The sequence below is a fragment of the Bradyrhizobium sp. AZCC 1578 genome (assembly GCF_036924675.1).
In the GTDB taxonomy this organism is placed as follows: Bacteria; Pseudomonadota; Alphaproteobacteria; order Rhizobiales; family Xanthobacteraceae; genus Bradyrhizobium.
This window is the reverse complement of record NZ_JAZHRZ010000001.1, coordinates 4,755,604-4,777,954: the sequence shown is the minus strand read 5'-3', so window position 1 is coordinate 4,777,954 and position 22,351 is coordinate 4,755,604. Positions and strand designations below refer to the sequence as shown.

The 22,351-nt window shown below is 62.0% G+C and carries 21 protein-coding genes; 7 read left to right on the top strand and 14 right to left on the bottom strand.

All coding sequences use genetic code 11. The annotated features are described in order from the left end of the window. Positions 1-41: 41 nt before the first annotated feature. The 4 genes from V1290_RS22865 to V1290_RS22850 form a co-directional block, all read right to left on the bottom strand. A complete protein-coding gene (locus V1290_RS22865) occupies positions 42-2,000 on the bottom strand; it encodes a peptidoglycan-binding protein (RefSeq protein ID WP_334366478.1) in 1,959 nt (652 codons plus the stop codon). Positions 2,001-2,389: 389 nt separating this feature from the next. Then, positions 2,390-4,864, bottom strand: a complete 2,475-nt coding sequence (locus tag V1290_RS22860; RefSeq protein WP_334366477.1) for a hypothetical protein — start codon at positions 4,862-4,864, stop codon at positions 2,390-2,392. 391 nt (positions 4,865-5,255) lie between these two features. Further along, positions 5,256-5,642, bottom strand: a complete 387-nt coding sequence (locus V1290_RS22855; RefSeq protein WP_334366476.1) for a DUF2513 domain-containing protein — start codon at positions 5,640-5,642, stop codon at positions 5,256-5,258. Between the two features lie 310 nt (positions 5,643-5,952). After that, entirely contained in the window at positions 5,953-7,743 is a 1,791-nt protein-coding gene (locus V1290_RS22850; protein ID WP_334366475.1) for a peptide ABC transporter substrate-binding protein, read from the bottom strand. A 53-nt stretch (positions 7,744-7,796) separates the two neighbouring features. Here V1290_RS22850 and V1290_RS22845 point away from each other — a divergent pair, with 53 nt between their 5' ends. Together V1290_RS22845 and V1290_RS22840 are read left to right on the top strand one after the other, a co-directional pair. Next, positions 7,797-8,009: a hypothetical protein gene (locus tag V1290_RS22845; RefSeq protein ID WP_334366474.1), complete on the top strand. Its 213-nt coding sequence runs from the start codon at positions 7,797-7,799 to the stop codon at positions 8,007-8,009. 14 nt (positions 8,010-8,023) lie between these two features. Beyond that, positions 8,024-9,145: a Kelch repeat-containing protein gene (locus tag V1290_RS22840; protein ID WP_334366473.1), complete on the top strand. Its 1,122-nt coding sequence runs from the start codon at positions 8,024-8,026 to the stop codon at positions 9,143-9,145. Here V1290_RS22840 and V1290_RS22835 read toward each other — a convergent pair. The 3 genes from V1290_RS22835 to V1290_RS22825 form a co-directional block, all read right to left on the bottom strand. Beyond that, positions 9,129-9,485, bottom strand: a complete 357-nt coding sequence (locus V1290_RS22835; RefSeq protein WP_334366472.1) for a hypothetical protein — start codon at positions 9,483-9,485, stop codon at positions 9,129-9,131. The genes V1290_RS22840 and V1290_RS22835 overlap by 17 nt on opposite strands. A 90-nt stretch (positions 9,486-9,575) precedes the next feature. Further along, complete coding sequence (locus V1290_RS22830) at positions 9,576-10,526, bottom strand: oxygenase MpaB family protein (protein WP_334366471.1); 951 nt, start codon at positions 10,524-10,526, stop codon at positions 9,576-9,578. A gap of 57 nt (positions 10,527-10,583) precedes the next feature. Continuing rightward, complete coding sequence (locus V1290_RS22825) at positions 10,584-11,768, bottom strand: MFS transporter (protein WP_334366470.1); 1,185 nt, start codon at positions 11,766-11,768, stop codon at positions 10,584-10,586. Between the two features lie 123 nt (positions 11,769-11,891). Here V1290_RS22825 and V1290_RS22820 point away from each other — a divergent pair, with 123 nt between their 5' ends. Further along, positions 11,892-12,923, top strand: a complete 1,032-nt coding sequence (locus V1290_RS22820) for a lytic transglycosylase domain-containing protein (protein WP_334366469.1) — start codon at positions 11,892-11,894, stop codon at positions 12,921-12,923. Positions 12,924-12,996: 73 nt separating this feature from the next. On the opposite strand, the gene V1290_RS22815 is transcribed toward V1290_RS22820, so the two are convergent. The 4 genes from V1290_RS22815 to V1290_RS22800 form a co-directional block, all read right to left on the bottom strand. Continuing rightward, complete coding sequence (locus V1290_RS22815; protein WP_334366468.1) at positions 12,997-13,296, bottom strand: hypothetical protein; 300 nt, start codon at positions 13,294-13,296, stop codon at positions 12,997-12,999. A gap of 155 nt (positions 13,297-13,451) precedes the next feature. Then, a complete protein-coding gene (locus tag V1290_RS22810; protein WP_334369137.1) occupies positions 13,452-14,279 on the bottom strand; it encodes an extracellular solute-binding protein in 828 nt (275 codons plus the stop codon). A gap of 75 nt (positions 14,280-14,354) precedes the next feature. Continuing rightward, positions 14,355-15,077, bottom strand: a complete 723-nt coding sequence (locus V1290_RS22805; protein WP_334366467.1) for an energy-coupling factor ABC transporter ATP-binding protein — start codon at positions 15,075-15,077, stop codon at positions 14,355-14,357. A gap of 2 nt (positions 15,078-15,079) precedes the next feature. Beyond that, positions 15,080-15,772, bottom strand: coding sequence for an ABC transporter permease (locus V1290_RS22800; protein WP_334366466.1), 693 nt, complete (start codon positions 15,770-15,772; stop codon positions 15,080-15,082). Positions 15,773-15,863: 91 nt separating this feature from the next. Here V1290_RS22800 and V1290_RS22795 point away from each other — a divergent pair, with 91 nt between their 5' ends. Further along, positions 15,864-16,751 (top strand): helix-turn-helix transcriptional regulator, encoded by an 888-nt coding sequence (locus V1290_RS22795; protein ID WP_334366465.1) that lies wholly within the window; start codon positions 15,864-15,866, stop codon positions 16,749-16,751. A gap of 53 nt (positions 16,752-16,804) precedes the next feature. On the opposite strand, the gene V1290_RS22790 is transcribed toward V1290_RS22795, so the two are convergent. Both V1290_RS22790 and V1290_RS22785 read right to left on the bottom strand, forming a co-directional pair. Continuing rightward, positions 16,805-17,221: a RidA family protein gene (locus V1290_RS22790; RefSeq protein ID WP_334366464.1), complete on the bottom strand. Its 417-nt coding sequence runs from the start codon at positions 17,219-17,221 to the stop codon at positions 16,805-16,807. Between the two features lie 57 nt (positions 17,222-17,278). Then, a complete protein-coding gene (locus V1290_RS22785; RefSeq protein ID WP_334369136.1) occupies positions 17,279-18,481 on the bottom strand; it encodes a threonine ammonia-lyase in 1,203 nt (400 codons plus the stop codon). A 226-nt stretch (positions 18,482-18,707) separates the two neighbouring features. On the opposite strand from V1290_RS22785, the gene V1290_RS22780 reads away from it, so the two are divergent. Beyond that, a complete protein-coding gene (locus tag V1290_RS22780; RefSeq protein WP_213285676.1) occupies positions 18,708-19,385 on the top strand; it encodes a response regulator in 678 nt (225 codons plus the stop codon). Continuing rightward, on the top strand, positions 19,382-21,328 hold the full coding sequence (locus V1290_RS22775; protein ID WP_334366463.1) for a sensor histidine kinase: 1,947 nt from the start codon (positions 19,382-19,384) through the stop codon (positions 21,326-21,328). Before V1290_RS22780 ends, V1290_RS22775 begins: the two co-directional genes overlap by 4 nt. A 94-nt stretch (positions 21,329-21,422) precedes the next feature. Here the strand turns inward: V1290_RS22775 and V1290_RS22770 are convergent, their stop codons facing one another. Further along, positions 21,423-21,713, bottom strand: coding sequence for a hypothetical protein (locus V1290_RS22770; RefSeq protein ID WP_334366462.1), 291 nt, complete (start codon positions 21,711-21,713; stop codon positions 21,423-21,425). A gap of 246 nt (positions 21,714-21,959) precedes the next feature. Here V1290_RS22770 and V1290_RS22765 point away from each other — a divergent pair, with 246 nt between their 5' ends. Further along, the gene (locus tag V1290_RS22765) at positions 21,960-22,199 is read left to right on the top strand and encodes a cysteine rich repeat-containing protein (protein ID WP_334366461.1); all 240 of its coding nucleotides are present in this window, start codon (positions 21,960-21,962) and stop codon (positions 22,197-22,199) included. Positions 22,200-22,351 lie beyond the last annotated feature (152 nt).

Genomic DNA, 22,351 nt, shown 5'->3' with positions numbered 1-22,351 from the left:
CTAGACAGCAATCTGCGCACAGGACCAGGTATCGTATCCGCTCACTTCTTCCCGAACGCGCCGAGCAGTCCGCCCAACAGCTTCGATGCAATCCCACCCAGCGCGCCGAAGCCGCCGGTGGCGCCGATTACGCCGGTGATGATCGGAATCAAGGTCGCCATGGTCGAGCCTGAAACCGGCGCGGTTGTGGTTGGCGCCTGGCCGGCGATCGCTCCAAGATTGAAAGGCAAGTTGAGAATGCCGGCCGACTGCAGCAGGGTGACGATGCCGAGCATGCCGGCGGAAAGCTGTACGCTCGGCCGCGTCACGGCCGGCGCGAGCGGCTCGGCGGGCTTGTCCGGTTTTTCGGTACCCGGGAATGGCTTGCCGGTCAGCCGCTCGTACAGCAGCGGCATCAGCACGGTGATGAGATCGACCGGCGCAGCGGCGCCAGGCTGTTGCGGCGTTGCCGGCTGCGCGACGACCGGCGCCGGGACAGTGTTGACCGGTTGCGCGAGCACCGGCGTGTTGGCAATCGGCGTGACCGCCGGCGCCGGCCTGCCGGTCGCAAGCACGGTAAGAAGCTGCGTGATGTCGAGCTGCTTGCCGGTGAGCGCCGACTGCAGAATCAGCGGCAGCAGCAGTTCGAGGCCTTGGCCCGGCTTGGCAGGATCGGCGGCCATCGGTTTCTCCTTCGATAGCAATATGAGAATGAGCGGGAGCAGTTGCTGCAGGTCGAGCGCAGGAGCGCCAGCGGCGGGACCCGTCTCCGCCACCGCGACGCCGGGCTTAACGGTTTCCGCCTCGAGCGAGATGCCGAGCGCTGCCGCCGTTTCCGGCCCGACCGCGCCATCGACGACCATGCCCTCGGCTTCCTGGAAACGCAGCACGGCGGCTTGCGTGTTCAGTCCGAACTCGCCGTCGATCAGGCCGGGATCGAAGCCTTTCGCGGCCAGCGCCGCCTGGATGCGCGCAACCACGGCCATATCCATGTTCGGCGCACCGACCTCGTAGATGACGGCTGGCGGGTTGACCTTGATCGGCGCGGTACTGTCATAGGAGATGCCGGGAATCAGGATGCCGGTATGCCAGCCGCGGCCATGCACCGTGTCCGCTACCACGCCGTAACGCCGTCCCTTTGCCTCGATGGTGCCGCCATTGCCGTCGCATACGGCGATGTGGCCCATCTTGCCCGGACCCGGCGGATAGCGGAGCACGATGCCGCCGACGGTCGCCGCCGCCTCCTCCACCGAAACGCGCTTGCCGAGTCGCTCGAGGTCGGCCTTCCAGGCGCCGGTATAGGCATCGGCCTTGGCCGGCTGTGCCGTGTGGTCGACGCAGCCGTAAAGCGTGCCGGCTTCCTGATAGACCAGCCATGAGACGAACTCGGCGCAGTCCCACGGGCCATGCCAATGCGGATCGTCTTTCGGCACCTGCGTGTTGACATATTGCTCGCCGATATGCGCGCGGGCGCGCTGCACCAGGCCCGCACCTGAGGGCACACCGCTCGCGGGCGGCTGGGCAATGGCTACGGCTGGCAGACCGTCGAAGAAGGCGTCGGCGCTGCCGGCCTTGTACATGCGATGGGCCTGACGCCACTGCTCCTCGGTCAGGTTATTGCCTTTGCCCGACTCGCGGCCAGCAATGGCTTTCAGCAAGGCGATCGCCTGCACGGGATCGTCGACCATCTCCTTGGTCAGGATGGCGTTCGGATCATAGCCCGGCACGCCGAAGCCGTGCGCGCCGGTCCACTTCGTTCCAGCTTCGCCGATCCGCATGCCGACATAGCTGCGCGACAACAGGTCGAAGTTCGAGGCGGCGCCGTTCACCGGCGAGGGAAAGCGTGCGATCTTGTGGCCGCCACCGATGATCCCATAGCCGGTCTGGCCGAAGCGCGCGGCCCGCGCACTGGGATATTGAGCGCCGGGATTGTTGTAGCGGAACGAAGCGACCTCGCTGCCTGCAACGTCGTCGCGATTGTCAGCCGTCGAGGGGTCGGTAGACCTGCCGATTTGACCCATTGCGCGCTCCCCCGTTTGTGTGCCTGCTGCCAGTTTCCTCTTCGCCGATCGCTGCGTCCTCGGCCTCGGTTTGCTGCTCATTGGCCGGCCCAGATCTGCCCTTTCGGCACGATGATCCGATCGCCCGGCCAGTGACAACCGGCCGGACGCGTTGTCCGCACTATCGATATTCGCTTGCGCAGCCGGAGCATGACAGCTCACGGCGAACCGTGAAGAGCTTACATCGTTTTGCAGCCTTCACGTGTGAGCTAGCTAACAGTTACCGCGGCTGCCGGCGCGACAGTCGGTTGCGCGCCGGCGCTGGCCTAGCATGGCGGCCGTGGCACGCTGTGAGCATTACGTGACAGCGCCGTAATTCTGTTGCTAAGACCGGGTCGCAGTCCGAGCATTTAGGACGTTGCTTTTGCTCTCAGTTGCTTCCGGAGTTGGAGGGTCTGAAGCCTTCTTTCAAAGTCAGCGTGGAACGGATGCATATTTAAGTGGAGCCGTTGAGTTATCTCTGCCAGCGTAAGAGGATTGGCTAAGTCAGCATTGGATCCCACGAGCGCCTTCACCTTTGGATTGGATTGCCAATCACGTGATATCCGGTACGTCGTGAACAGCTCTTTTCCAGTCAGAACAATCAAAGGGTTTCTTGGCCTTCCTTCGAATTGACGACGACGCCCCCAACTAGCGAGCTTACGAAGCAACGTCGTTTCTCTGGTCGTAAGGTGCTCCTTAAGAACCGCAAAAACCAAAAATGCGCCAGGCAGTTTTTCGGCTAACTCTACAATCCTATCGATATCAGCTTTAGTGACGGCGTTTTCTGCAAAGCTTTTCGCCTCACCTATCATCAAGGCAGGTTCGCCGTATTCTCCAAAGTGGCGCCGCCGCAAATACCAAAACGCAAAATCGATCTCGCTCGACTTACCGTTGATCTTCAAGTCGAGGCCAGTTGTCCACGTCAGCGAACAATCAATCTCAAGTGCATGACCAAAGAATCTCAACGTTAACGCCACGCAGTAACCGCCGCCAGCAAAACCCGGGACGGCGAATGGGCCAATCGCTCGATAAAGCCATCGCAAGCCATTAAGATGAGCCGCATCCTGTGGAAATTTGTACGCCTTCAAGCACCTGTGGCAAATTAGGTCGTAGTCTAGCGTCTTAACGTCATACCAATTCAACTTTGAGCAGTTAGGACACTTGATTTGCAGGCCGGAACGCAAAATTTGAGCATCGATGAAGCGCTGTAATGTTATCCATGGCATCCGCCCGCGATCAGTCTTCTTAAATATGTTCTCCCAACGTTGAGTTGGAACTCCGCTATCATCTCCGCCTGATGCCATCTCATTGAGAAGCTTGATCACGCTGGGGTCAGCAAGCATTGCACAAGATTGCAAGCCCTCCACCGCGGCGATTATCTGTTCGGCAATTCTTCCCGCGTCAGATGGGTTGGCCTCGATATCTCGTAACTTCAACCAACCTATGATCGCACTGCGGCCGAATTCCAGATGCAACATGTCATGTGATGTATCGAAGTCTTGTGGAAGCACCCAACCTTCTCGAGTGATGGGACTAAACTCGCCCCAGCGGAGGTTAGGGATTCTAGGATTCAGAAAATTGATAGGATAGACCGTCGCGATGCTATCGGCTCTGCCGTACTTGATGATTGTGACTACGTTAGCCCAAGTTGATTTCTCGAAACTATTAGCTGAACCAAGAAAGGAGGGGGCAAGTTTTGGAACGCGAATCGTTAAATCAACGCCCCTAAATGATTCATTGACCGCGACTTTCTCATCGAAACTTGTCTTGGCCCCACTGACCCTCACCGGCCGCCCGACTCTGAAATGCGTGTCATCGGCGCGATACTGCCAAATGGAATCATAGTAGGTCTTTACGAAGAAAGATCCTGACGGCACGCCAGCGGCAACAGCAGATGACAGTTCTTTGCGTCTAATTTCGTTAATCGAACGGGCAAATTCCAGCGTGGTATGCGTCATGACGCCATTCGGATTGCCCTCAAGTGGGCGAAAGTTTGCTGCGATAAACGCCTGGATCCAATCCAAACAATCTTCAAACCAGTTGAGATTTATTGGAAACACCCAACGTTCTAGTATTCGATAGTTCCAAAAATCGATGACGTCCTGAGCGTCTGCAGGGTCGAACACGAAAACTGTCGGGCCATGACTCGAATCGTAGTCTCGCTTCAAGCCATGCCTCGTAAACCAGAGCGGCGTTATCAGTTGTCCTTCTAGTATGCTCTTGAGCGTCTCTGCACTGCTTGGAACTTCGATTGGAGCAAAAGCGCTCCGAAAATTCTTACCAAAAAACTCAAGATGTTTTTCGACCGGGAAGTTTCCCATTACGGCGTCCAGAAATACATCCTCCTTCGAGTTCTTATCGGGAATCGCGCAGTCAATTCTGTTCTTTTGTTCAAACCTGAATTCCTTCTGATACAGATTTGCGTAAACATCTGAGAGGCTTATACCAGCGGCAGGCTGCGCTCTGCTGTAATGATCGATCGAAAAGAATGCGTTCATATCTATGAGACGCTTTTCTCGTTCATAGCTCTCTCCTGCGCTCCAACCAATCTTTGAGGCTAGGCCTGGGTTCGCCTCAACGATTACGTCTGGCTCGAAAAATCTAATAAGACCTCGCGTAACGTCCAACGCACTAGCTTTTTGATATGACTGGAGCCATCGGTTCGGCGCTCTTTTGAGAACCGGAATGATTGGATTGAACTGGCCACCCCATAGAACTGCGTTCAATCGAATGATTTTACGAATGGATCGAAGATCATTGGGGGAGACTAAGAATCCAATTCTCGTTGGCCGCAGATTTACCGAACCGCTAAGACGAAGTTTCTCATCTGGGCGTTCGCTCATTCGAAAGCTCTCTTTCAGTTAGGTCACGACCATCCTGGCGTCCCCGAGCGCATAGCTGTTCGGCGTCGTCCGGAGAGGCCAGTGAGCCTCATTACTGACGGCTTGTCCTTAATGTCTCTCAGGCTGCTCGAAGACTTCCTTCGGAAATACAATATGTGATTCTACCTGAAATCGATGCTATCAGAGGCGCGCTAGTCCAGTTATCCGTCGTCATCGACGGCGGGCTAAGAAAGCCCTCAACCGGTCGCGGATGCCGCCCTGACGGCATCGAGCGCGGAGCTAAAGTCGATCTTCGCCGATCTGATCCAAACGAAGCGCGCCTCGCCGGCGCTCATGGGCATTACGGTGCCAGCACCGTAATTTCGCTGGGCGGGATTGATCGCTATGCCAATTAAAGATCGATTCCAAGTCGTTCTTTGGCAACGTGCTTTCCATAAGCCTTCGCGATCTCAATGACGAATTCTAAGCCGAAGTTGCCGGCCTTGCTCGCCCCTTCCTTTGTTCGCTTCCAGACTTCAGGATCGCGCACGGTCTCGATGAATTCATGTCCGTGCCATGTGAGCTGCAGGCGTATCCAGGATGGTTCAGCCATGGTGTGCGCCGCTATACCGCTCACGAATCCTGTTTCGTCGATGAGCATTCCAAGATGGTAGTTCAGCTTTATCTTGTCCTGGAGAGTTGAGTTCGCCGGCAAAAGCTCAGGTGAATGCGCGATGACATCCGGTGCGGCCTCGATCTTGAGCAAGAGCTCTCGCACGTACTCCATGTCCCGCTTCATCAAGAATTCCCCCAGGAAGCGAAACGGCTTCGCTACTTGGGAGCGACGATAGCACGGGTTGCACAGACCGTCACGGCACCCTGACAACACATTCAGGGATCAGCAGGATCAAGACTGTACAGCCAGCTACCGGATTCCACGTTGCGTCGGTCCACTCGATTGACGTTTCGGCGATGCGATCGGTCCTTCTTCAGATCTACACACTTCGGCTCGGCAGGTACCAACCCAGACGCCGGAGAATGTGTTTTTCCGTCATCGTCCGCCACCGTCCGTTCAACCTCTACGCCCGGCACATCCAGAAGCCCCGCTCTCACCCCTCCCGATACCAGCTCGCTAGCTGCCACAAATCGTTGTCCCAGCCCGAGATATGCGCGGTCAGCTTGTTGCCGAGCGCCGCGACCCGGGTCCGGGAGGCGATGGGCTGGATGTAATTGTCTGTCACGACGAGGTCGTTGAGCTTGATGAACAGCGCCGCGCGCTTCACCGCGTCGAGCTCCCGTTCGGCCTGCTTGTAGATCTCGTCGTATTCCTTGCTTTGCCAGCGCGAGACATTGCGCCCCTGCCACTTGTTTTCCTTGTTCGCTACCTGCCACGACACGTACTGGTTCATGAAGAACTGCGGATCGGCTTGCGGCATGGTGGTGTTGTACATCTGCGCATCGCAATAGAAATGCGTGTAGGTGTCGGGATTGGCGGCGTCGGAGGAGAAGAACACCGATCCCACCACTGACTTCAGCTCGACGTCGATGCCCGCTTTCTGGCACGCCTGCTTGACGATGGCCTGGGTCTTCTGCCTGGGCGCATTGATCGAGGTCTGGAACACGAACTTCAGCGGCTTGCCGTCCTTGGCGCGAATACCGTCGCCGCCCTTTTTCCAGCCGGCGGCCTCGAGGATCTGGTTGGCCTTCTCGATGTTGAATTCGAATTTGGTGTTTTTCGACCGGAAGCGTTCCGGGTTGTTGAGGAAGTTCGCGGTGGCACGCGCCGTGCGGCCATAGATGAATTTCTCGATCGACGCGCGATCGATCAGGAGATTGACGGCCTGGCGCACGGCCGGATCGCTGAACAGCGGATGTTTGGTCTTTATGCTGGCGCGTTCGCCGTCGACCTCGATCGCGGGATCGGTCGAGTTGAGCTGCATGAATTCGACATTGCCCGACGGTGTGATGTTCACCCTGCCCTTTCCAGCGGCTTCCAGCTTCAGCAGGATGTCCTCTTCGACCAGCATGTTCCAGGCATAGTCGTATTCGCCGGACTGCAGCACCGCGCGCGCCGCCGACACCGCGTCGCCGCCGCCCTTGACCTCCACCTCATCGAACTGCGGCCGGTTGGCGACGTGGTAGTTGGGATTGATCTTGCCGCGGAGCATGTCGCCCGGCTTGAAATCCACGAACAGATAAGGGCCGGTGCCGACCGGCTTCAGATTGTGCGGCGCCTCGCGCGACCTGGCGCCGACATAATCCTTGAACAGGTGCTTCGGGATGATCATGCCGTAATTGCCGACAAAGGCATCGGCCCAGAACGGCGTCGGCTTGGCAAAAGTGAGGCGGACGGTGAAGTCGTCGATCTTCTCGACCGTGATGTCCTTGTAGTTGGCAATCGAGACCGCCGCAGTCTCCGGCGTTTTGGCATATTCCCAGGTGAAGACGACATCGTCGGCCGTGAACGGCATGCCGTCATGCCATTTGACGCCGCGTTTCAGCTTCCAGACCACAGAGCGGCCGTCTTCGGCCAATCCATGATTCTCCTTGCTCGGAATCTCGGCGGCGAGGATCGGTACCAAATTGCCGTCGCCATCCCATCCCGCCAGCGGCTCGTAAAAGATCCGGCAGCCTTCCTGGTCCTTGGTGCCGACGGCGAAATGGGGATTGAGCAGGGTGATGGCCTGCCAATACAGCAGTTTCAGCACGCCGCCGCCGCCGGCCTTGGTCGGCTTGTAGGGAAGCGCGGTCGCAGCCATCGCGACCCCCGACTGGCTCAGCATCATCCCGGCCATCGGCGCCGTCAGGCCTGCGGCGATCATTCGCTGGACAAAGGCCCGCCGCGACAGCCGGCCAGTCTTGACGTCTGCAATCAGGTCTCGAAGTTGCCGTTCTTTCATGGGGGGCCGACTCCTCACTGGTGATGAATGCCTCGTCACGCTCGATCAAGGAAATGGATCAGGTCAGCGCGAACCTGTCAAAGCAGGATCCGGGCCATCCCGGTACCGTAACGGTCGTCCTGGCATCACCTGCAATTGAGTGCATCGGCGCGCCAGTTCCCGGCTTTGTCGTCTTGACCGCGCTCGCCTTTGTTACAACCATTGATGATACGGCCACTTTAGCCGAGGAGCTCTCATGTCGTCGACATCCGATCTGCCGCGTCTGAACAGGAGAGCTTTCGTGGCCGTGGCTGCCGGCGCGACACTCGGTTGCGCACCGGCGCTCGCCCAGCATGCGGGCCATGGCACGCCGTCAGGCACAGCGCTGCCCGAAGCAGCGCCCTCCGCCGATCCGTTCGCCCGGCTTCAGGGTGGCACGCCGCATCACCTCACCACCGAGCAGATTGCCCAGCGAAAGGTGGATAGTCCCGCGCCGCAGGGCCCGCAGGGGCGCTGGGCACCAAAGGCGGCGTTGCCGCTGCCGCGAAGCGAAATGGCCTGGGCCACCGCCTGGGCGGGGCGCATGCATATTGTCGGCGGCTATGGCGAAGGCCGTGTCGATCGCGCCTATCATCATGTTTACGATCCGAAGGACGATCGATGGTTCAACGCCGCGCCTTTGCCGCGCGGCGCCAACCATGTTGCCGTCGTGGCGGATGCGGGGCGCGTCTACGCGCTCGGCGGCTTCATCGAGCAGAACCGCAATCCCGACCCGAATGCGTTTTTCTACGACGTGGCCGCCGACAAGTGGACGACGATCGCGCCTTTGCCGCGCTCACGTGGCGCTGCCGCGGCAGTCGCACTCGACGGCAAGATACATCTGATCGGTGGCGCCGGCGCGCCCACCAACGAGCGCGCCAGTGTCGGCTGGCATGAGGTCTATGACCCGCAAACCGACAAGTGGGAAATTCGGAAAGCGCTCCCCGCCGCGCGCGACCATGTCGGCGCTGTCGCCTATAACGGCATGATCCACATCATAGGCGGCCGCTTCAACACCTTTGAATACAACACCGACCTTCACCACCTTTACCTGCCTGTATCAGACACCTGGAAGGAGCGCGCGCCGCTGCCCACGGCGCGTTCGGGCCACGGCCTCGTCGTCTACCGCGACCGCTTGTTCGCGATGGGCGGCGAATACGGCGTGCAGGACAGAGGCCAGATCTCGCAAGGCGTCGTATTCGGTCAGATGGAGAGTTACGATCCGAAGACCAATACCTGGCAATCTCATGCGCCGATGCTGACACCGCGGCACGCGGTCGGCGCCACCACGATCGGCGATACCATCTACGTTGCGGGCGGAGGCGCGGTGACGGGCGGCGCAGTCCAGTCGTCCGTGCACGAGGCGTTTACGCTGGCGGCTTGATTGCGATCTCGTCGCCGACCACGCGAAGATCGATCCTGCCGATCAGATCGGAACGAAGCGCCTCGGCCTCGCTGATGGCGGCCATGGTCTGCCGCAACGTGCTGGCGTTGGAGCCGAGCGATACGATGCCGCCCAGCACCGCGGCAATCGAGCCGAGGGCGGCGACCTGATTGGACCCGAGCAGGCCAAGCATCGTGACGAGCATCAATCCGGCACCGAGCGCGATCACCGACTTCGAGACCAGCGTGATCTTGCGGCACCGCTCGGCGACCTCGGCCAGCTCCTCGAGCCGCGCTTCGATCCGCGAAATCTCGTCAATCGGGTCGTCGTCCTCGTCCATCAATGTCAAAATCCGGTTCTGCAGGTTTCGTTTCAGGAATCGCGGCGGGCAGATCTCTTACCGCAAATGACACGCCGATGCCCATCGGCCTCACCTCTCCCGACGATCATCCAGCCGCGGTCGTCCGGTCCACGCCCGATTGAGCCACCGGGTAGCCAGCTCGAGCCGCGGCTTCCCCTGCAGCCGCGCCTGCGCTTCGTGATAGGGGCCGACGTAGCGGAGGCGGGTCGGCAGGTGCGGATACAGGCGGCGTATCCACTTGAGCGCGCGATCGGCGGCCCTCTGATCGCGCTCGTCGAGATCGAAGCCGAAACCTGTGCGCAGCCGCTCGGGCAACATCTGTGCGCTCAGGGCCACGTACCATCGCGGCGGCCGCAACCACGGACGTGCGCCGGTCAAGATGTGGTGGGCCACGTCACGCGCCGCGGTGCTCACGGACAAAGTATCCGATCGAGCCATCGCGGCGTTGTAGTCGGCGAAGGATGACCAATCCGCCGGCAGGTCCGCAGGTCTCAGCCCGAACAATGCGCCGAACAGCCGGCTTTCGGCCCAATATTGCTCGCGCTGTTCGGGCGAGAGCGGAGGCAAGATAAGGTCGTGCGCGATGGCAGCGGTTTCGACAAGGGTGGCGTGAACCCAGCGCAACGCGGCGATGTCGTTGGCATTGTAGGATGAGCCTTGGGCGAAGCGGCCGCTCGCCTCGGGCAACACGCCTGAGATCATCGCGTGCCGTCGATGCAGGCGCCGGGCCGCGGCAGTCGCGCCATCGAGCGAACCGAACACCATTGTGAACATCAGCTCAAAGGTTCGATGAAAGCGGCCGACTGGATCAGCAAAGGTGCGCGAGTGCTCGGCAACGGCGGTCGCGACCCAGGGATGCGCCAGTTGAAGCAGCAAGGCGCGCCCGGCTCCCAGAAAGATCACGGCTTCCCTGTCGATCCGCCACGTCATCGACGCCGGGCCAAAAATGCCCTCAGCCGGCCCGGCGGCACCGGCCCTGACGGCATCGAGAGTAGCGTCTAGATCGCTTTCCGAGACCAATTGACAAACCTTCCAGAGAGATCGACCTGCTTTTCGCGACGCGGATTCTAACGCAACTCAGCGTGCGCGGGCAGAGATATCCTGAGCATCGGTAAAGCCAAACCAGGCGAGCGGCAACGCGAGGCCGCAGAGCACCGCCATCGCAACGAACGCCCCTCCGCCATACCTGGCATAGAAAAGCCCTGAAAGCAGCGTCAGTGCGGCCGTCACCACGCCCGCACCAAACGCGTAGATTGCTTGAGCCGTTGCGGCCATTCTGGCGGGGACAAGAGCTGCCATCAACCGCATGCAAGAAAGATGCAGCAGCGCGAACGTCAATCCGTGCAGCGGCTGCACCATCGCGAGCGCCACGACGGAAGGCGTCGTCCCCGCAACCGACCAGCGGATGATGCCGGCTGCTGCCGCCAATGCCGCCGCACCACGCGCGCCGAGCCGGTTGAGCAAGGCCGGTCCGATCAGAAAGAACACGATCACTTCTGCGGCGACGGCCTCCGACCACAAGACGCTTATGACGGAGGTGTCTATTCCGGCATTGCTCCACCGGATCACCGCAAAGGCGTCATGCATGGCGTGGCTGCCATAGATCAGAGCCGAGACGAGGATCAGGATTCGAAATCGCTCGATCCCAAGCAGTCCACGAACCTCGCCCGCAAGCTGCGATGCGCCGGTATGCGGCACCGATGAAGACGAAACCCTGGGTACCAGCGCGGTTGCCCCAGCGGCAGCGACAAGCAGGGCTGCGTTCAGCCCGACCACACGCGTCAGGTCAGTGGACGTGATGAGTTGGCCGATGATCAGCGTGCCGCAGACGAAAGCCGCCGATGCCGAACCGCGGATCCAGCCATATTCGAACGGCCGCCCCGCGATCTGCGGCCTGGCCGCGTTGACCGACAAGGCGTCGGCCATCGACGTCGTAGGCGCCAGTGCCACGGCTTGAACCAGCGCCAGAAGCAGCAACAGCCAAAAGCCGTCGGCCCACAGCAACGCCACGGCCGTTGCTGCTGCCAGGGCGGCGCAGAATGCGAGCACGAGGCGCAACGATTGCAGGAAATCTGCAAACATCCCGACGAGTGGACCGGCGACAAGACGCGCCAGCAACGCAGCCGCCAGTATCAAGCCGATCTGCTCGAACGTGAGCGCTCTGGTTTCAAAAAACTTCGGCCAGAACGGCGATGCCACGCCGAACGCTGCGTACAACGCGGCATAAAGAGCGATGTAGGCGACCGGCCCGGGAACGCGCATTTTTTGAAAGTTCCATTCGGTAGAATTACGGACGAGAAGAACACTGCTCTGCCGTAGTTCATCCGCGAAATCTCCACATCCAACTTCTATCCGACCGGCCTTCACACAAATGGATGGAAGTTGATGCGATATCTTTTCGCCGCCGTGATTGCTGTGTTCGTGGTCGCGGCGGATTTTGAAAGTTCCGAAATCAGGTCAGCGTGGACGGAACTATCTTTCGTTATTGCCGAAGCGCAATCGGAACCTGCCACGACATCTCACACTGGAACTGTGACTGCGTCGGTTGAGCATTCGCAAGAACCGGACGCAACAAACGTCGTCACCGCGCCGTACGAGTCGGCAACGACAGCAGATGCCGCGGCTCATGCGGTCGCCTCGATAAAGGAGGAGGCCGCGCCACCGAACCCGATCTGTGAAGCGGTCAGAAGTGCCGCTGAGGAACACGATATTCCGATCGGCTTTCTCGTGCGCCTGCTCTGGCAGGAAAGCAGGTTTAAAGTGGCGGAGGTCAGTTCGGCAGGCGCGCAGGGCATTGCCCAATTCATGCCGCGAACGGCGGTCGAAATGGGCTTGAAAGACCCATTCGATCCGCTGCAGGCGATTCCTGCGTCGGCAAGATTTCTTCGCAAGCTTTATAATCAGTTCGGAAATCTCGGGCTTGCGGCGGCAGCCTACAATGCGGGCGGCGGCAGGATCGAGAAGTGGCTATCGCGGCGCGGCGCCTTGCCGAAGGAAACGCGCGCTTACGTCAAGATCATCACCGGCAACAAGGCGGAGGCCTGGACGGACGCAAACAACACTGTCCACATGCCGACGGACCTGCCGGATAAGGCGCCATGTGAAGGCGTCGGTGGCCTGTCGAAGGAAGACCAGATCGCCGAAATTCCGGTCGATCTGGCGCCTTCGATCAGCGGAATGGTGCGAAAGGTTGATATTGCCGAAGAGAGCCACGCGGCTCTCAAGAAGCGGCGAGTTGTTGCAAGCCGAACCGCAAGGACCGTACGTACGGCGTTCCGGAATGCACATGCCCGGGTAACCCGGCTGGCAGCAAAGGCTGCGACACGGAAGCCCGGCAAGCAATCCGCCACCCGCTTTGCGTCGGCCGCCGGCAGCGGCAGTCGGACGAAGTCATCGAAAGCATCGCGGGAATTGTAGACTCGGATCGACCCGCCAATTGGCACGCAAAAAAAGCCCGCATCGCTGCGGGCTTTTTTCTCGCCGGCCTGTCTTACCAGCGGCCGGTGCCGAAGCTGAAGGTTACGCCGGGACCGCCGCCGTAATAGCGGGGACCGTAGTACCCGTACCGGCGCGGCGCGTAGTAGCCGTAGCTATCGTAGTACGGGCGATAGTGCCGGTGGTAGCCCCAGTGCCGATGACGCCAGTGGCGGCGATGGGCGCTGAAGTCAGTGGAAGACTGCACAGTATCCGTCGCAGGTTTCGCCTTTACCGCATTGTCGGCGGCGTTGGCGGCGGAACCGCCGATCAGCGCAGCAGCACCAACGGCAAATACGATGGCTAGTTTCTTCATCATCGAACTCCAGTGATTGTGTCCACTCTACCGAGTCTAATCACCGCGCCGCGATCACGTTCCGTCTGCGACATTAAGACTGCGACAGATCGTTGAACAAATATTCATGAATATGAACGGTGGTGGTTCCTTCGACGACTGATCGTAGCCGCGTATCACGCGCCGGAATCGCTGGCGTTGGGATAGAACAACTGCTCGCTGTTGATCTTGTAATCGGCGATCGCCCTCTGGCCCTCTGATGATATCAGCCAATCGATGAATTGTTGGCCGAGATCCTTCTTGACGCTCGGATGTTTCTCCGGATTCACCAGCATGACGCCGTACTGGTTGAACAGGCGCTTGTCGCCTTCGACTGAAATCACGAGGTCGCCGCGATTCTTGAACGACAGCCAGGTGCCGCGATCGGCGAGCACATAGGCGTTCGAGGCCGACGCGGTGTTGAGCGCAGCGCCCATGCCCTGCCCGATCTCCTTGTACCAGGGACCCTTGTCCTTTGCGATGTCGATGCCGGCGATCTTCCAGAGATTGAGCTCCGCCTGATGCGTGCCTGACTTGTCGCCGCGCGAGATGAAATCGGCCCCCTTCGCCTTGATCGCGGAGAGCGCCGCAACGATGTCCTTCGAGCCCTTGATGCCGGCCGGGTCGCTCTTCGGCCCGATCAGGATGAAGTCGTTGTACATCACGGGATGGCGCCTGACGCCAAACCCTTCGGACACGAATTTTTCTTCCGCAGGTTTGGCGTGGACGAACACGACGTCGGCATCGCCGCGGCGGCCGGTATCGAGCGCTTGTCCCGTGCCCTGCGCCACCACTTTTACGTCGATGCCGGTCCTGGCCTTGAACATCGGCAGGATATAGCCGAACAGGCCGGAATCCTGCGTCGAGGTGGTCGAGGCCACCACGATCGATTTATCCTGCGCGACGGCGTGGCTCGCGAAAACCAGGCTGGCGGTCGCCGCAATCAACAGGCGGCGCGTGAGCATGCTCATTTGTTTTCCCTTCTTTGGTTTGCGCATGATCTTTTCGGAAGACCTGTAACCACTTTTCCGGATCATGCGCTAAATCAACAGTTCGCCGGCGAGGAACGCCCTCGCTTCGGCGGTTTGCGGCGCGTCGAAGAACGATGCGGCTGCACCGGTTTCGACAGTACGGCCGCGGTGAAGCATGACGACCTCGCCGGCGAGCCTGCGCGCTTCGCCGAGATCGTGGGTCGCCATCACGACCTTGATGTTGCGCTCGCTCACAGTGCGGATGATGTCTTCCACCGCCTTGGTGGCGATGGGATCGAGGCTCGCGGTCGGCTCGTCCAGGAACAACACCGCGGGATCGCGCGCCAGCGCCCGCGCCAGCGCCAGCCGCTGCTGCTCGCCGCCGGAGAGCCTTCGCGCCGCGCGGTCGGCGAGCGCGTGCAAGCCGACCAGTTCGAGCAACTCGGCGACGCGTCGCGCATGCTCCGCGCGCGGAATGCCGGCGGCGCGCAGCGCAAAACGGAGATTGGCGGCGGCGCTGCGCCGGAGCATCGCCGGGCGCTGAAACACGATCGCACGCTTCAGCGGGGAGACATGTTCGAGCCCGCCCCAGGTGATGCGGCCGCGCGACGGTGCCAGCAGCCCCATCGCCAGGCGCAAGAGCGTCGATTTGCCCGAGCCGTTGGGGCCGATCAATACCGTGGGCAGGCCCGGCGCCAGCGTGAGCGCGATGTCGTCGAGGATCGTGACCCCGCCGGCCGCTACCGTGACGCCATCAAATTTGATCGGCAGTTCGCTCGAAGGCGCGCGCATGGTCATCCCGCCAGTCGCTCGCCGGCGCGGCGCACGCTCCACGCCAGCGCGTTGACCGCGATCACGATCGAAATCAGCACGAGGCCGAGGCCGACCGCGAGCGGCAGGTCGCCCTTGGAAGTCTCCAGCGCAATCGCCGTCGTCATCGTGCGGGTGAAGCCTTCGATGTTGCCGCCGACGATGATGATGGCGCCGACCTCCGCCGCCGCGCGGCCGAAGCCGGCGAGCAGCGCGGTGACCAGGCTGAAGCGCGCGTCCCAGATCAGCGCCATGACACGGCCGAGGGGCCCGAGGTTCATCGCGGTGAGTTCGTCGCGGTATTCGAGCCAGAGATCCTCGATGGTCTGGCGCGTCAGCGCAGCGATGATCGGCGTGACCAGCACGGTCTGCGCGACGATCATCGCGCTCGGGGTGAACAACAGGCCGAACGCGCCGAGCGGCCCGGAGCGCGACAGCGCGAGATACACCGCGAGGCCGACAACGACCGGCGGCAGGCCCATCAAGGCGTTGAGCAGGACGATGACGCCCTGGCGGCCGGGAAATCTCGTCAGCGCGATCCAGGCCCCCATGGGAATGCCGATCAGCGCGGCCAGCGCCACCGCTGATAGGCTAACGTAAAGCGACAGCCGCACGATCGCGAACAGCGCGGGATCGCCGCTGAGGACAAGTTGAAGGGCGGACGGACCGTCTGGCATTTGTAATTCCACTAGCGCCGGGCATCTTGCGCAGATAGCGACGATATGGTCAATTTCTGTAATATTTGCACTCGAATGCATATTGGTGCCGATGCCGGAGCTCCTCACGACAGACGAAGCGGCGGATTATCTGCGGCTCTCCGAGCGCAAGCTCTACGAGCTGGTGGCGAACCGCGCGGTGCCCTGCAGCAAGGTGACCGGCCGCTGGCTGTTTCCGCGCACGGCGCTGGATCGCTGGGTGTCCGCCGGCCTGATCTCGCCCGCCGCGCTGGCGCAGGTGGCGGCGCCGCCGATCGTCGGCGGCAGCCACGATCCGCTGCTGGAATGGGGCTTACGTGAGAGCAATTCCGGCCTCGCCAGCCTGGCCGAAGGCAGCGAGGAAGGCCTGCGTCGGCTGACGCGTGGCGAGGTGATGGTCGCGGCGATCCATCTGCACCGGCTCGACGGCGATGACGAGAGAGCCAATGTCGAGGCGGTCGCCGACGCGCCGGGCCTGCATGATGCAGTCCTGCTCGGCTTTGCGCGGCGCGAGCAGGGCATTCTGGTCGCGTCCGGCAATCCGCTGGACTTGAGCGACATGGCCTCGATCGCAACATCGCGCGCGCGGATGGCGCAACGCCCGGCTGGCGCCGGTGCGCAATTGCTGCTGCTCGCGCTGCTGGCGCGCGCGGGCATCACGCTCGACGATCTGAAACTGGCAAAACCCGCCTTCCCCACCGGACCCGATATCGCGCAAGCCATCCGCGCCGGCCGCATCGATTGCGGCATCGCGACGCGAAGCGTGGCGAAATCGGCAGGGCTCGATTTCCTCCCCGTCACCTGGGAGCGTTTTGATCTCGTGATGCGGCAGCGCGATTACTTTATGAAGGGGCCGCAGGCGCTGTTCGAGTTCATGCGCGGGCCGAGCTTCCGCGATCGCGCGGGCGAGCTCGGCGGCTATGACGTCAGCGAGGCCGGTGCGGTGCGGCTGGTGAATTGAGGGGCGCGAACGAGTCCCTCGCTGCTTTTGGCTTGGAAGGGCCGTTTTGCCATCTACTCTCGTGCAAGGAAAACCACGGAAGGTTCTACCTCGACGAGGAATTCATCGTTGGCGAGGCTCGCCACCCCAATCCAAGTTGCACACGGTGGATTGTCGCCGAAAGTCGCTTTGAGAGCGCCACTGATTGCGTCGCTTTCATGCATGTGGCTTTGCTTGATGTAGAGGCGTAACGCGCCGACCTGATCGAGTCTCGCGCCGGCCGATGCCAGTGCGACAGCAAGGTTTTCAAGGCTCTTCTGGAGTTGGCGACCGACATCGCCAGCACCGACGATGTTTCGATCTGCATCCCAAGCAACTTGACCAGATACGTGTATAGCGTTGCCGACAGGTGTCGGGATGACTGCTATCTGCGCAAAACCGTAGCGCCGGCTGTCAAAGAGTTCGGAAGGAACGTGAACTGATCGGGTCATTGCGGCTCCTGCTTGTGGCTCCTCTCGGGCGACATGCTTTGCTCGAAAACGCCATGCTTACCTTCGCCCCGGCAGCCACGCGACAAACCCCGCCTCCCCAAGCCGCTTCATCACCTCGTCCAGATGCACGCGATCCCGCGTTTCGATGACGACTTCGAGCAGCGTGCCCTTGGCGGGGAGATCGGAGAACGTTCGCTGGTGCGAGACTTCGATGATGTTGGCGCCGGCTTCGGCGAGCAGCGCCGAGACGGCGGCGAGTTGGCCGGGCCGGTCGACGATGTCGATTGCGATCTGGGTCAGCCGCCCCTCGCGCGCGAGTTCGCGGGTCAGCACGGAGGCGATCAGCCGGGTATCGATGTTGCCGCCGGTTAGCACAAGGCCGACGTTGCGGCCGGCAAAGCGCTCCGGCGCGGCCAGCACCGCGGCGAGGCCCGCAGCGCCGGCGCCCTCGACCACGGTCTTTTCGATCGCGATCAGCATCGCCACCGCCCGCTCGATCTGGTCCTCGGTTACGAGCACGATGTCGTCGACGAGATGGCGGATGATCTCGGTGGTGATCCGGCCTGGCACCTTCACCGCAATGCCTTCGGCAAGCGTATCGCCGCGCATCGGCAGACGATCGCCCTTGATAGCGTTGTACATCGAGGGATAGAGCTGCGCCTGCACGCCGACGATCTGCAGATCCGGCTTCAGCGATTTGGCCGCAACCGCCATGCCGGAGATCAGCCCGCCGCCGCCGATCGGCACCACCAGCGTATCGAGCTGCGGCGCCGCCCGCAGCATTTCGACCGCGATGGTGCCCTGCCCCGCGATGATCAAGGGATCGTCGTAAGGATGGATCATGATCATGCCGTGCGCCTCGCCATGCGTGCGCGCGAATTCGCCTGCCTCCTCCAGCGTCTTGCCGGAGATGATCGTATTCGCGCCGTGACGCCGCGTATTCTCGATCTTCACCATCGGGGTGCCGACCGGCATCACGATGGCTGCGGGTATGCCAAGCCTATTTGCGTGATAGGCCACGCCCTGCGCGTGGTTGCCGGCCGACATCGCGATCACGCCGCGCCGCCGCTCCTCCGGCGACAGCGCCAGCAGCCGGTTGAGCGCGCCGCGCTCCTTGAAGGTCGAAGTGAACTGCAGGTTCTCGAATTTGAGCCAGAGGTTGCAGCCGCAGATTTCGCTCAGCGTCCGGCTTTGATCGCATTCGGTAACGAGGACCGACCCGGCAATGGACGCGCCCGCGGCCGTGATGTCCTCGGGCATGACCGCAAGGCGACCGGGTTCGGAGGCGACTTTCGTCGGCGGTACATTTTTAGGAGGATTCGGCATTTCGGTGGCCTCGTTGAGAGGCAATCGTATAGGCTTTTTCCGCTCCTTTCGCCTCCCTCGAATCTCGTAAAAATCCCGCCCCATGAACATGGGTGTCGCAAAAAACTGTCACGGGGTTACACTTGCGCGGGCTGCAGGGACAGGCAGCCGGAGTTTTCAGATGAATTCATTGAGCGATGGGCCCAAGGCGGAAGCCATCACGGTCGTGCTGGTCGAGGACGACGCGCCGACGCTTTGGCGGCTACAGGACGCGCTGGCCAAAGCCGGATACCAGGTCAGGGCCGCGGGCACGCTCGCGGAAGCCCGCGCCTGTCTCGCGCAAGGCGCACCAAAGGTGCTGCTGACCGATCTTCAGTTGCCGGATGGCCATGGCGTCGACCTGATCCGCGAGACCCGTCGGCGCTTTCCCGATACCGAGATCATGGTGATCTCGATCCTCGGCGACGAGGAAAGCGTGATTTCGGCGATCACCGTCGGCGCGACAGGCTATCTGCTCAAGGACGCCTTCCCGACCGACATCGCCGCCACCGTGCGCGACCTCGTCGCCGGCCATTCGCCGATCTCGGCCTCGATCGCGCGTTTCATCGTGCGCCGAACCCAGAGCACGCCGGAGCCGCCGCCCGGCCCAGTACTCAACACCACCAAACTGACGCCGCGCGAAATCGACATTCTCTGGGGCATCGCCAAGGGCTTTAGCTATGCCGAGATCGCCAGCCATCTCGGCCTGTCGCGCCAAACCGTGCCCGGGCATATCAAGAGCATCTATCGCAAGCTCGAAGTTCATACCCGGGGCGAGGCGGTGTTCGAGGCGGTCCAGCAGGGCTTGATCAAGTTGTGAACGATCACGGCGACGACGTCCAACCGGAGCTGCCCGGCCGCGCGCGGCGTCGGCTGCGGCCGTCCCGTCTCATCCAGTATCTGCTGCTGCAGGCGGTGATCGCCGTCGTCGGCGTCGCGGTGCTTCTGCAATCGCTGCCCGGACCTCCCGCGCAGTATCAGGTGACGGCCTTTCAGCTCACCGAAGCTGGCGCCGAGCGGGCGGTGACGTTGCCTTACTTCTCACCGTTGCGGAATGCGATGAACGATCCGCCCCGCTTCAGGGGACGCTTCGTCCGCCCGGCCGGCGAGGCCTCGCGGGCGTGGTCGGTGTTCCTGCCGCGCTTCACCAACGGCGTCGAGGTTACCGTCAACGATGTCGTGATCCTCGACAGCCGGCGCGATCCCGCCGCCAACCGCCCCGACCGCAACACGCCGGCGATTGCGGTGATCCCCGCATCGGTGCTGCGCGATGGCGACAACGCCATCTCGATCCGGCTGTTCATCTGGGGCCCGATCACCGGCTTCCTCGATCGCATCTGGGTCGGCCCCGACGAAGAGTTGCGCCCGACCTATAATCTCAGAACGCTGGTGTTCGTGACGTTGCCGGTGGTGTTCTCATCCTGGCAGGCGATTCTGGCGGTGATCCTCGGCATCATGTGGGTGATGCGTCGCCACGAGCCGGCCTACGGCGTTCTGGCGGCGGCGATGGCCGTGGGTGTCGGCCAGGCGTTCCTGCAAACCCCGATGGGCGAGACGCCGTTTTCCAGGTTCAATGTGATCCTGATTTCCTCCGCGCCGATCGAAAGCGCACTGGTGCTGGTCTTTGCGCTGCTGCTCTCGGGCTGGAAGTGGCAGCGCTACGCCTGGGTCATCTTCATTCCGGGCATCGCATTGGCGCTGGCCGGCCTGTTCGGAAATCAGGCGCTGGTGCGCGCCCTTTTCCTGATTCTCGCCGTACCGATGGTCGGCATCTCCCTTCTCATCATGGCCGTCGTTACCGCGCGATCGGCGCTGCAACGGCAGAACGTGGCGAGCTTCCTGCTCGGCTGCGCGGTCACGATCATGCTGAGCTGCTGGATCGTTGACCTGCTCTCGGTGTTTCAGATGATGCCCAACCGCATCTTCACCGCGCGGCTGTCCTATTCGGCGATGCTGGTCGCGATCGGCGCGGGGCTCACCTGGCGGTTCGCCCGGGCGCTGAACCAGGTCGACGGCTTTGCCGGCCGCCTCGTCACCCAGGTGCGCGAGGCGGAGGAGAAGCTGAAGGCCAGTTTCGCCCGCGAGGAGGAGCGCGCCCGCGCCGCGGCGCTGGCGCGGGAACGCACGCGCCTGATGCGCGACCTGCATGACGGGCTCGGCGGCCAGCTCGTCAGCATCGTGGCGCTCAGCGAGCGTGGCAATGGCAGCGCGGGGATAGGCGATGCGGCGCGCGCCGCGCTGAAGGATTTGCGCCTCGTCATCGACTCCATGGACGACATCGGCGGCGATCTGATGTTGGCGCTGGGCTCATGGCGCGAACGCGCCATGGCGCAGCTTCGTCCGCATGACATCGCGCTGGACTGGCGCGCGGTCACCGCGCAGGGCCTGCCGGTTCATCCCGAGCTGCGGCCATGGCACGTCATCCAGATCGTGCGGCTGTTGGATGAAGCGGTGACCAATGCGGCCAAGCACGCCGGGGCGCGGCGCATTACGGTGAGGATCGAGACGCTCGCGGGCTCCGACGGCCTCGAGCGCGGCTGCATCATCGTCGAGGATGACGGCAGGGGGTTTGAGATCGCGCCTGACGGCGGAGCCGCCGGAGCGGCGAAAGCGGCGCGCGGCCTGCGCAACATGCGAAGCCGTGCCGCGCGCTGCGGCGCCGAGCTGGAACTGAGCTCCAGCGCCCAAGGGACCCACAAAGGCACGCGCGTGAGGCTGACCTTGCCCCACCGCTTCCCCGACAGCGACGGCGCTGCCGGTTAGCATGCACACTTTTAGCTTACGCGTTTTCTTTACGCGAACCGGTGTTCATCCCGGATCAAGTCCGAGGACATGCTTCGCTTGAAAACGCTTTGCCTCAGCGGCGGCCGACGCGGTTGACCGGGCCACCGCGGTTCATCGGCGTACCGGCCCGAACGCCGACGCCCCGAGCTCCGACGCCGACAGCGCCGACGCCCACGACCGGCGTCACGACCGCAGCCGCCGCGACCGGCGTCGGGCGCGCGACGCAGCCCTTCGGCACGCCAACCGTCTTGCAATAAACCACTGCCGCTTGGGCAGAGCCTACGCCGCCGACTGCAAAGGAAGCCACGGCCGAAAACGCCGCGAGCGTCAGACCTGCGCTCAGCCAACCTGTCTTCTTCAACATCTGTCATCTCTCCCGAATTGGGCGTGCAGCTCTTTGCGATGTACCGATCGGTCACCGCAGCCGACGCGAGATGTACATGGTCCATCGAGATGCCCGGCAACATCCCATGAAAATGGTGTGGGCGCGCGCGCGGGGTGATTTTGCGGCCCGCTGCCGACGCCATGAACATGGCATGGACCGCGGGCGCAACCTCGACGAGTTTTCGCGCGCTTTCAATCTTCCATTCTCGTCAAAAGGTGATCCATGATGAAATCCATTCATGTCGTGGCCGCGGCCACTGCGCTGATCCTGTCGCTCGGCGCCGGCTCGCTGGCTCTGGCGCAATCCGGCCCCACTCCCCAGGAGCAGATGGCCTGCCGTTCGGATGCCGGAAAATTCTGCGCCGAGCATATCGGCAAGCCGCCGCAGATGAATGCCTGCCTAAAAGCGAACAAGACGAAGCTGTCGGATGGCTGCCGCAAGGTGGTGGAATCGCGCGGCGGCTAAGACGTGTGGCGGCTAGCTGAGACGTAATGTTTCATTTCATTGAAGCGGCGCGATCGGTCCAGCGTTCCCCGGATGCTGCGCAGCGCGCCGCTAGCGGCGTGGTGCGCTGCTGATCCGGGGTCATATGTCGCCGCATTGGGTCCCGGCTCTGC

Coding starts and splice junctions, on each gene's coding strand:
- V1290_RS22865 (WP_334366478.1), bottom strand. CDS start 2,000: ATGGGTCAAATCGGCAGGTCTACCGACCCCTCGACGGCTGACAATCGC.
- V1290_RS22860 (WP_334366477.1), bottom strand. CDS start 4,864: ATGAGCGAACGCCCAGATGAGAAACTTCGTCTTAGCGGTTCGGTAAAT.
- V1290_RS22855 (WP_334366476.1), bottom strand. CDS start 5,642: ATGAAGCGGGACATGGAGTACGTGCGAGAGCTCTTGCTCAAGATCGAG.
- V1290_RS22850 (WP_334366475.1), bottom strand. CDS start 7,743: ATGAAAGAACGGCAACTTCGAGACCTGATTGCAGACGTCAAGACTGGC.
- V1290_RS22845 (WP_334366474.1), top strand. CDS start 7,797: ATGGATCAGGTCAGCGCGAACCTGTCAAAGCAGGATCCGGGCCATCCC.
- V1290_RS22835 (WP_334366472.1), bottom strand. CDS start 9,485: ATGGACGAGGACGACGACCCGATTGACGAGATTTCGCGGATCGAAGCG.
- V1290_RS22825 (WP_334366470.1), bottom strand. CDS start 11,768: ATGCGCGTTCCCGGGCCGGTCGCCTACATCGCTCTTTATGCCGCGTTG.
- V1290_RS22820 (WP_334366469.1), top strand. CDS start 11,892: ATGCGATATCTTTTCGCCGCCGTGATTGCTGTGTTCGTGGTCGCGGCG.
- V1290_RS22815 (WP_334366468.1), bottom strand. CDS start 13,296: ATGAAGAAACTAGCCATCGTATTTGCCGTTGGTGCTGCTGCGCTGATC.
- V1290_RS22810 (WP_334369137.1), bottom strand. CDS start 14,279: ATGCTCACGCGCCGCCTGTTGATTGCGGCGACCGCCAGCCTGGTTTTC.
- V1290_RS22805 (WP_334366467.1), bottom strand. CDS start 15,077: ATGCGCGCGCCTTCGAGCGAACTGCCGATCAAATTTGATGGCGTCACG.
- V1290_RS22800 (WP_334366466.1), bottom strand. CDS start 15,772: ATGCCAGACGGTCCGTCCGCCCTTCAACTTGTCCTCAGCGGCGATCCC.
- V1290_RS22795 (WP_334366465.1), top strand. CDS start 15,864: ATGCCGGAGCTCCTCACGACAGACGAAGCGGCGGATTATCTGCGGCTC.
- V1290_RS22790 (WP_334366464.1), bottom strand. CDS start 17,221: ATGACCCGATCAGTTCACGTTCCTTCCGAACTCTTTGACAGCCGGCGC.
- V1290_RS22785 (WP_334369136.1), bottom strand. CDS start 18,481: ATGCCCGAGGACATCACGGCCGCGGGCGCGTCCATTGCCGGGTCGGTC.
- V1290_RS22780 (WP_213285676.1), top strand. CDS start 18,708: ATGAATTCATTGAGCGATGGGCCCAAGGCGGAAGCCATCACGGTCGTG.
- V1290_RS22770 (WP_334366462.1), bottom strand. CDS start 21,713: ATGTTGAAGAAGACAGGTTGGCTGAGCGCAGGTCTGACGCTCGCGGCG.
- V1290_RS22765 (WP_334366461.1), top strand. CDS start 21,960: ATGAAATCCATTCATGTCGTGGCCGCGGCCACTGCGCTGATCCTGTCG.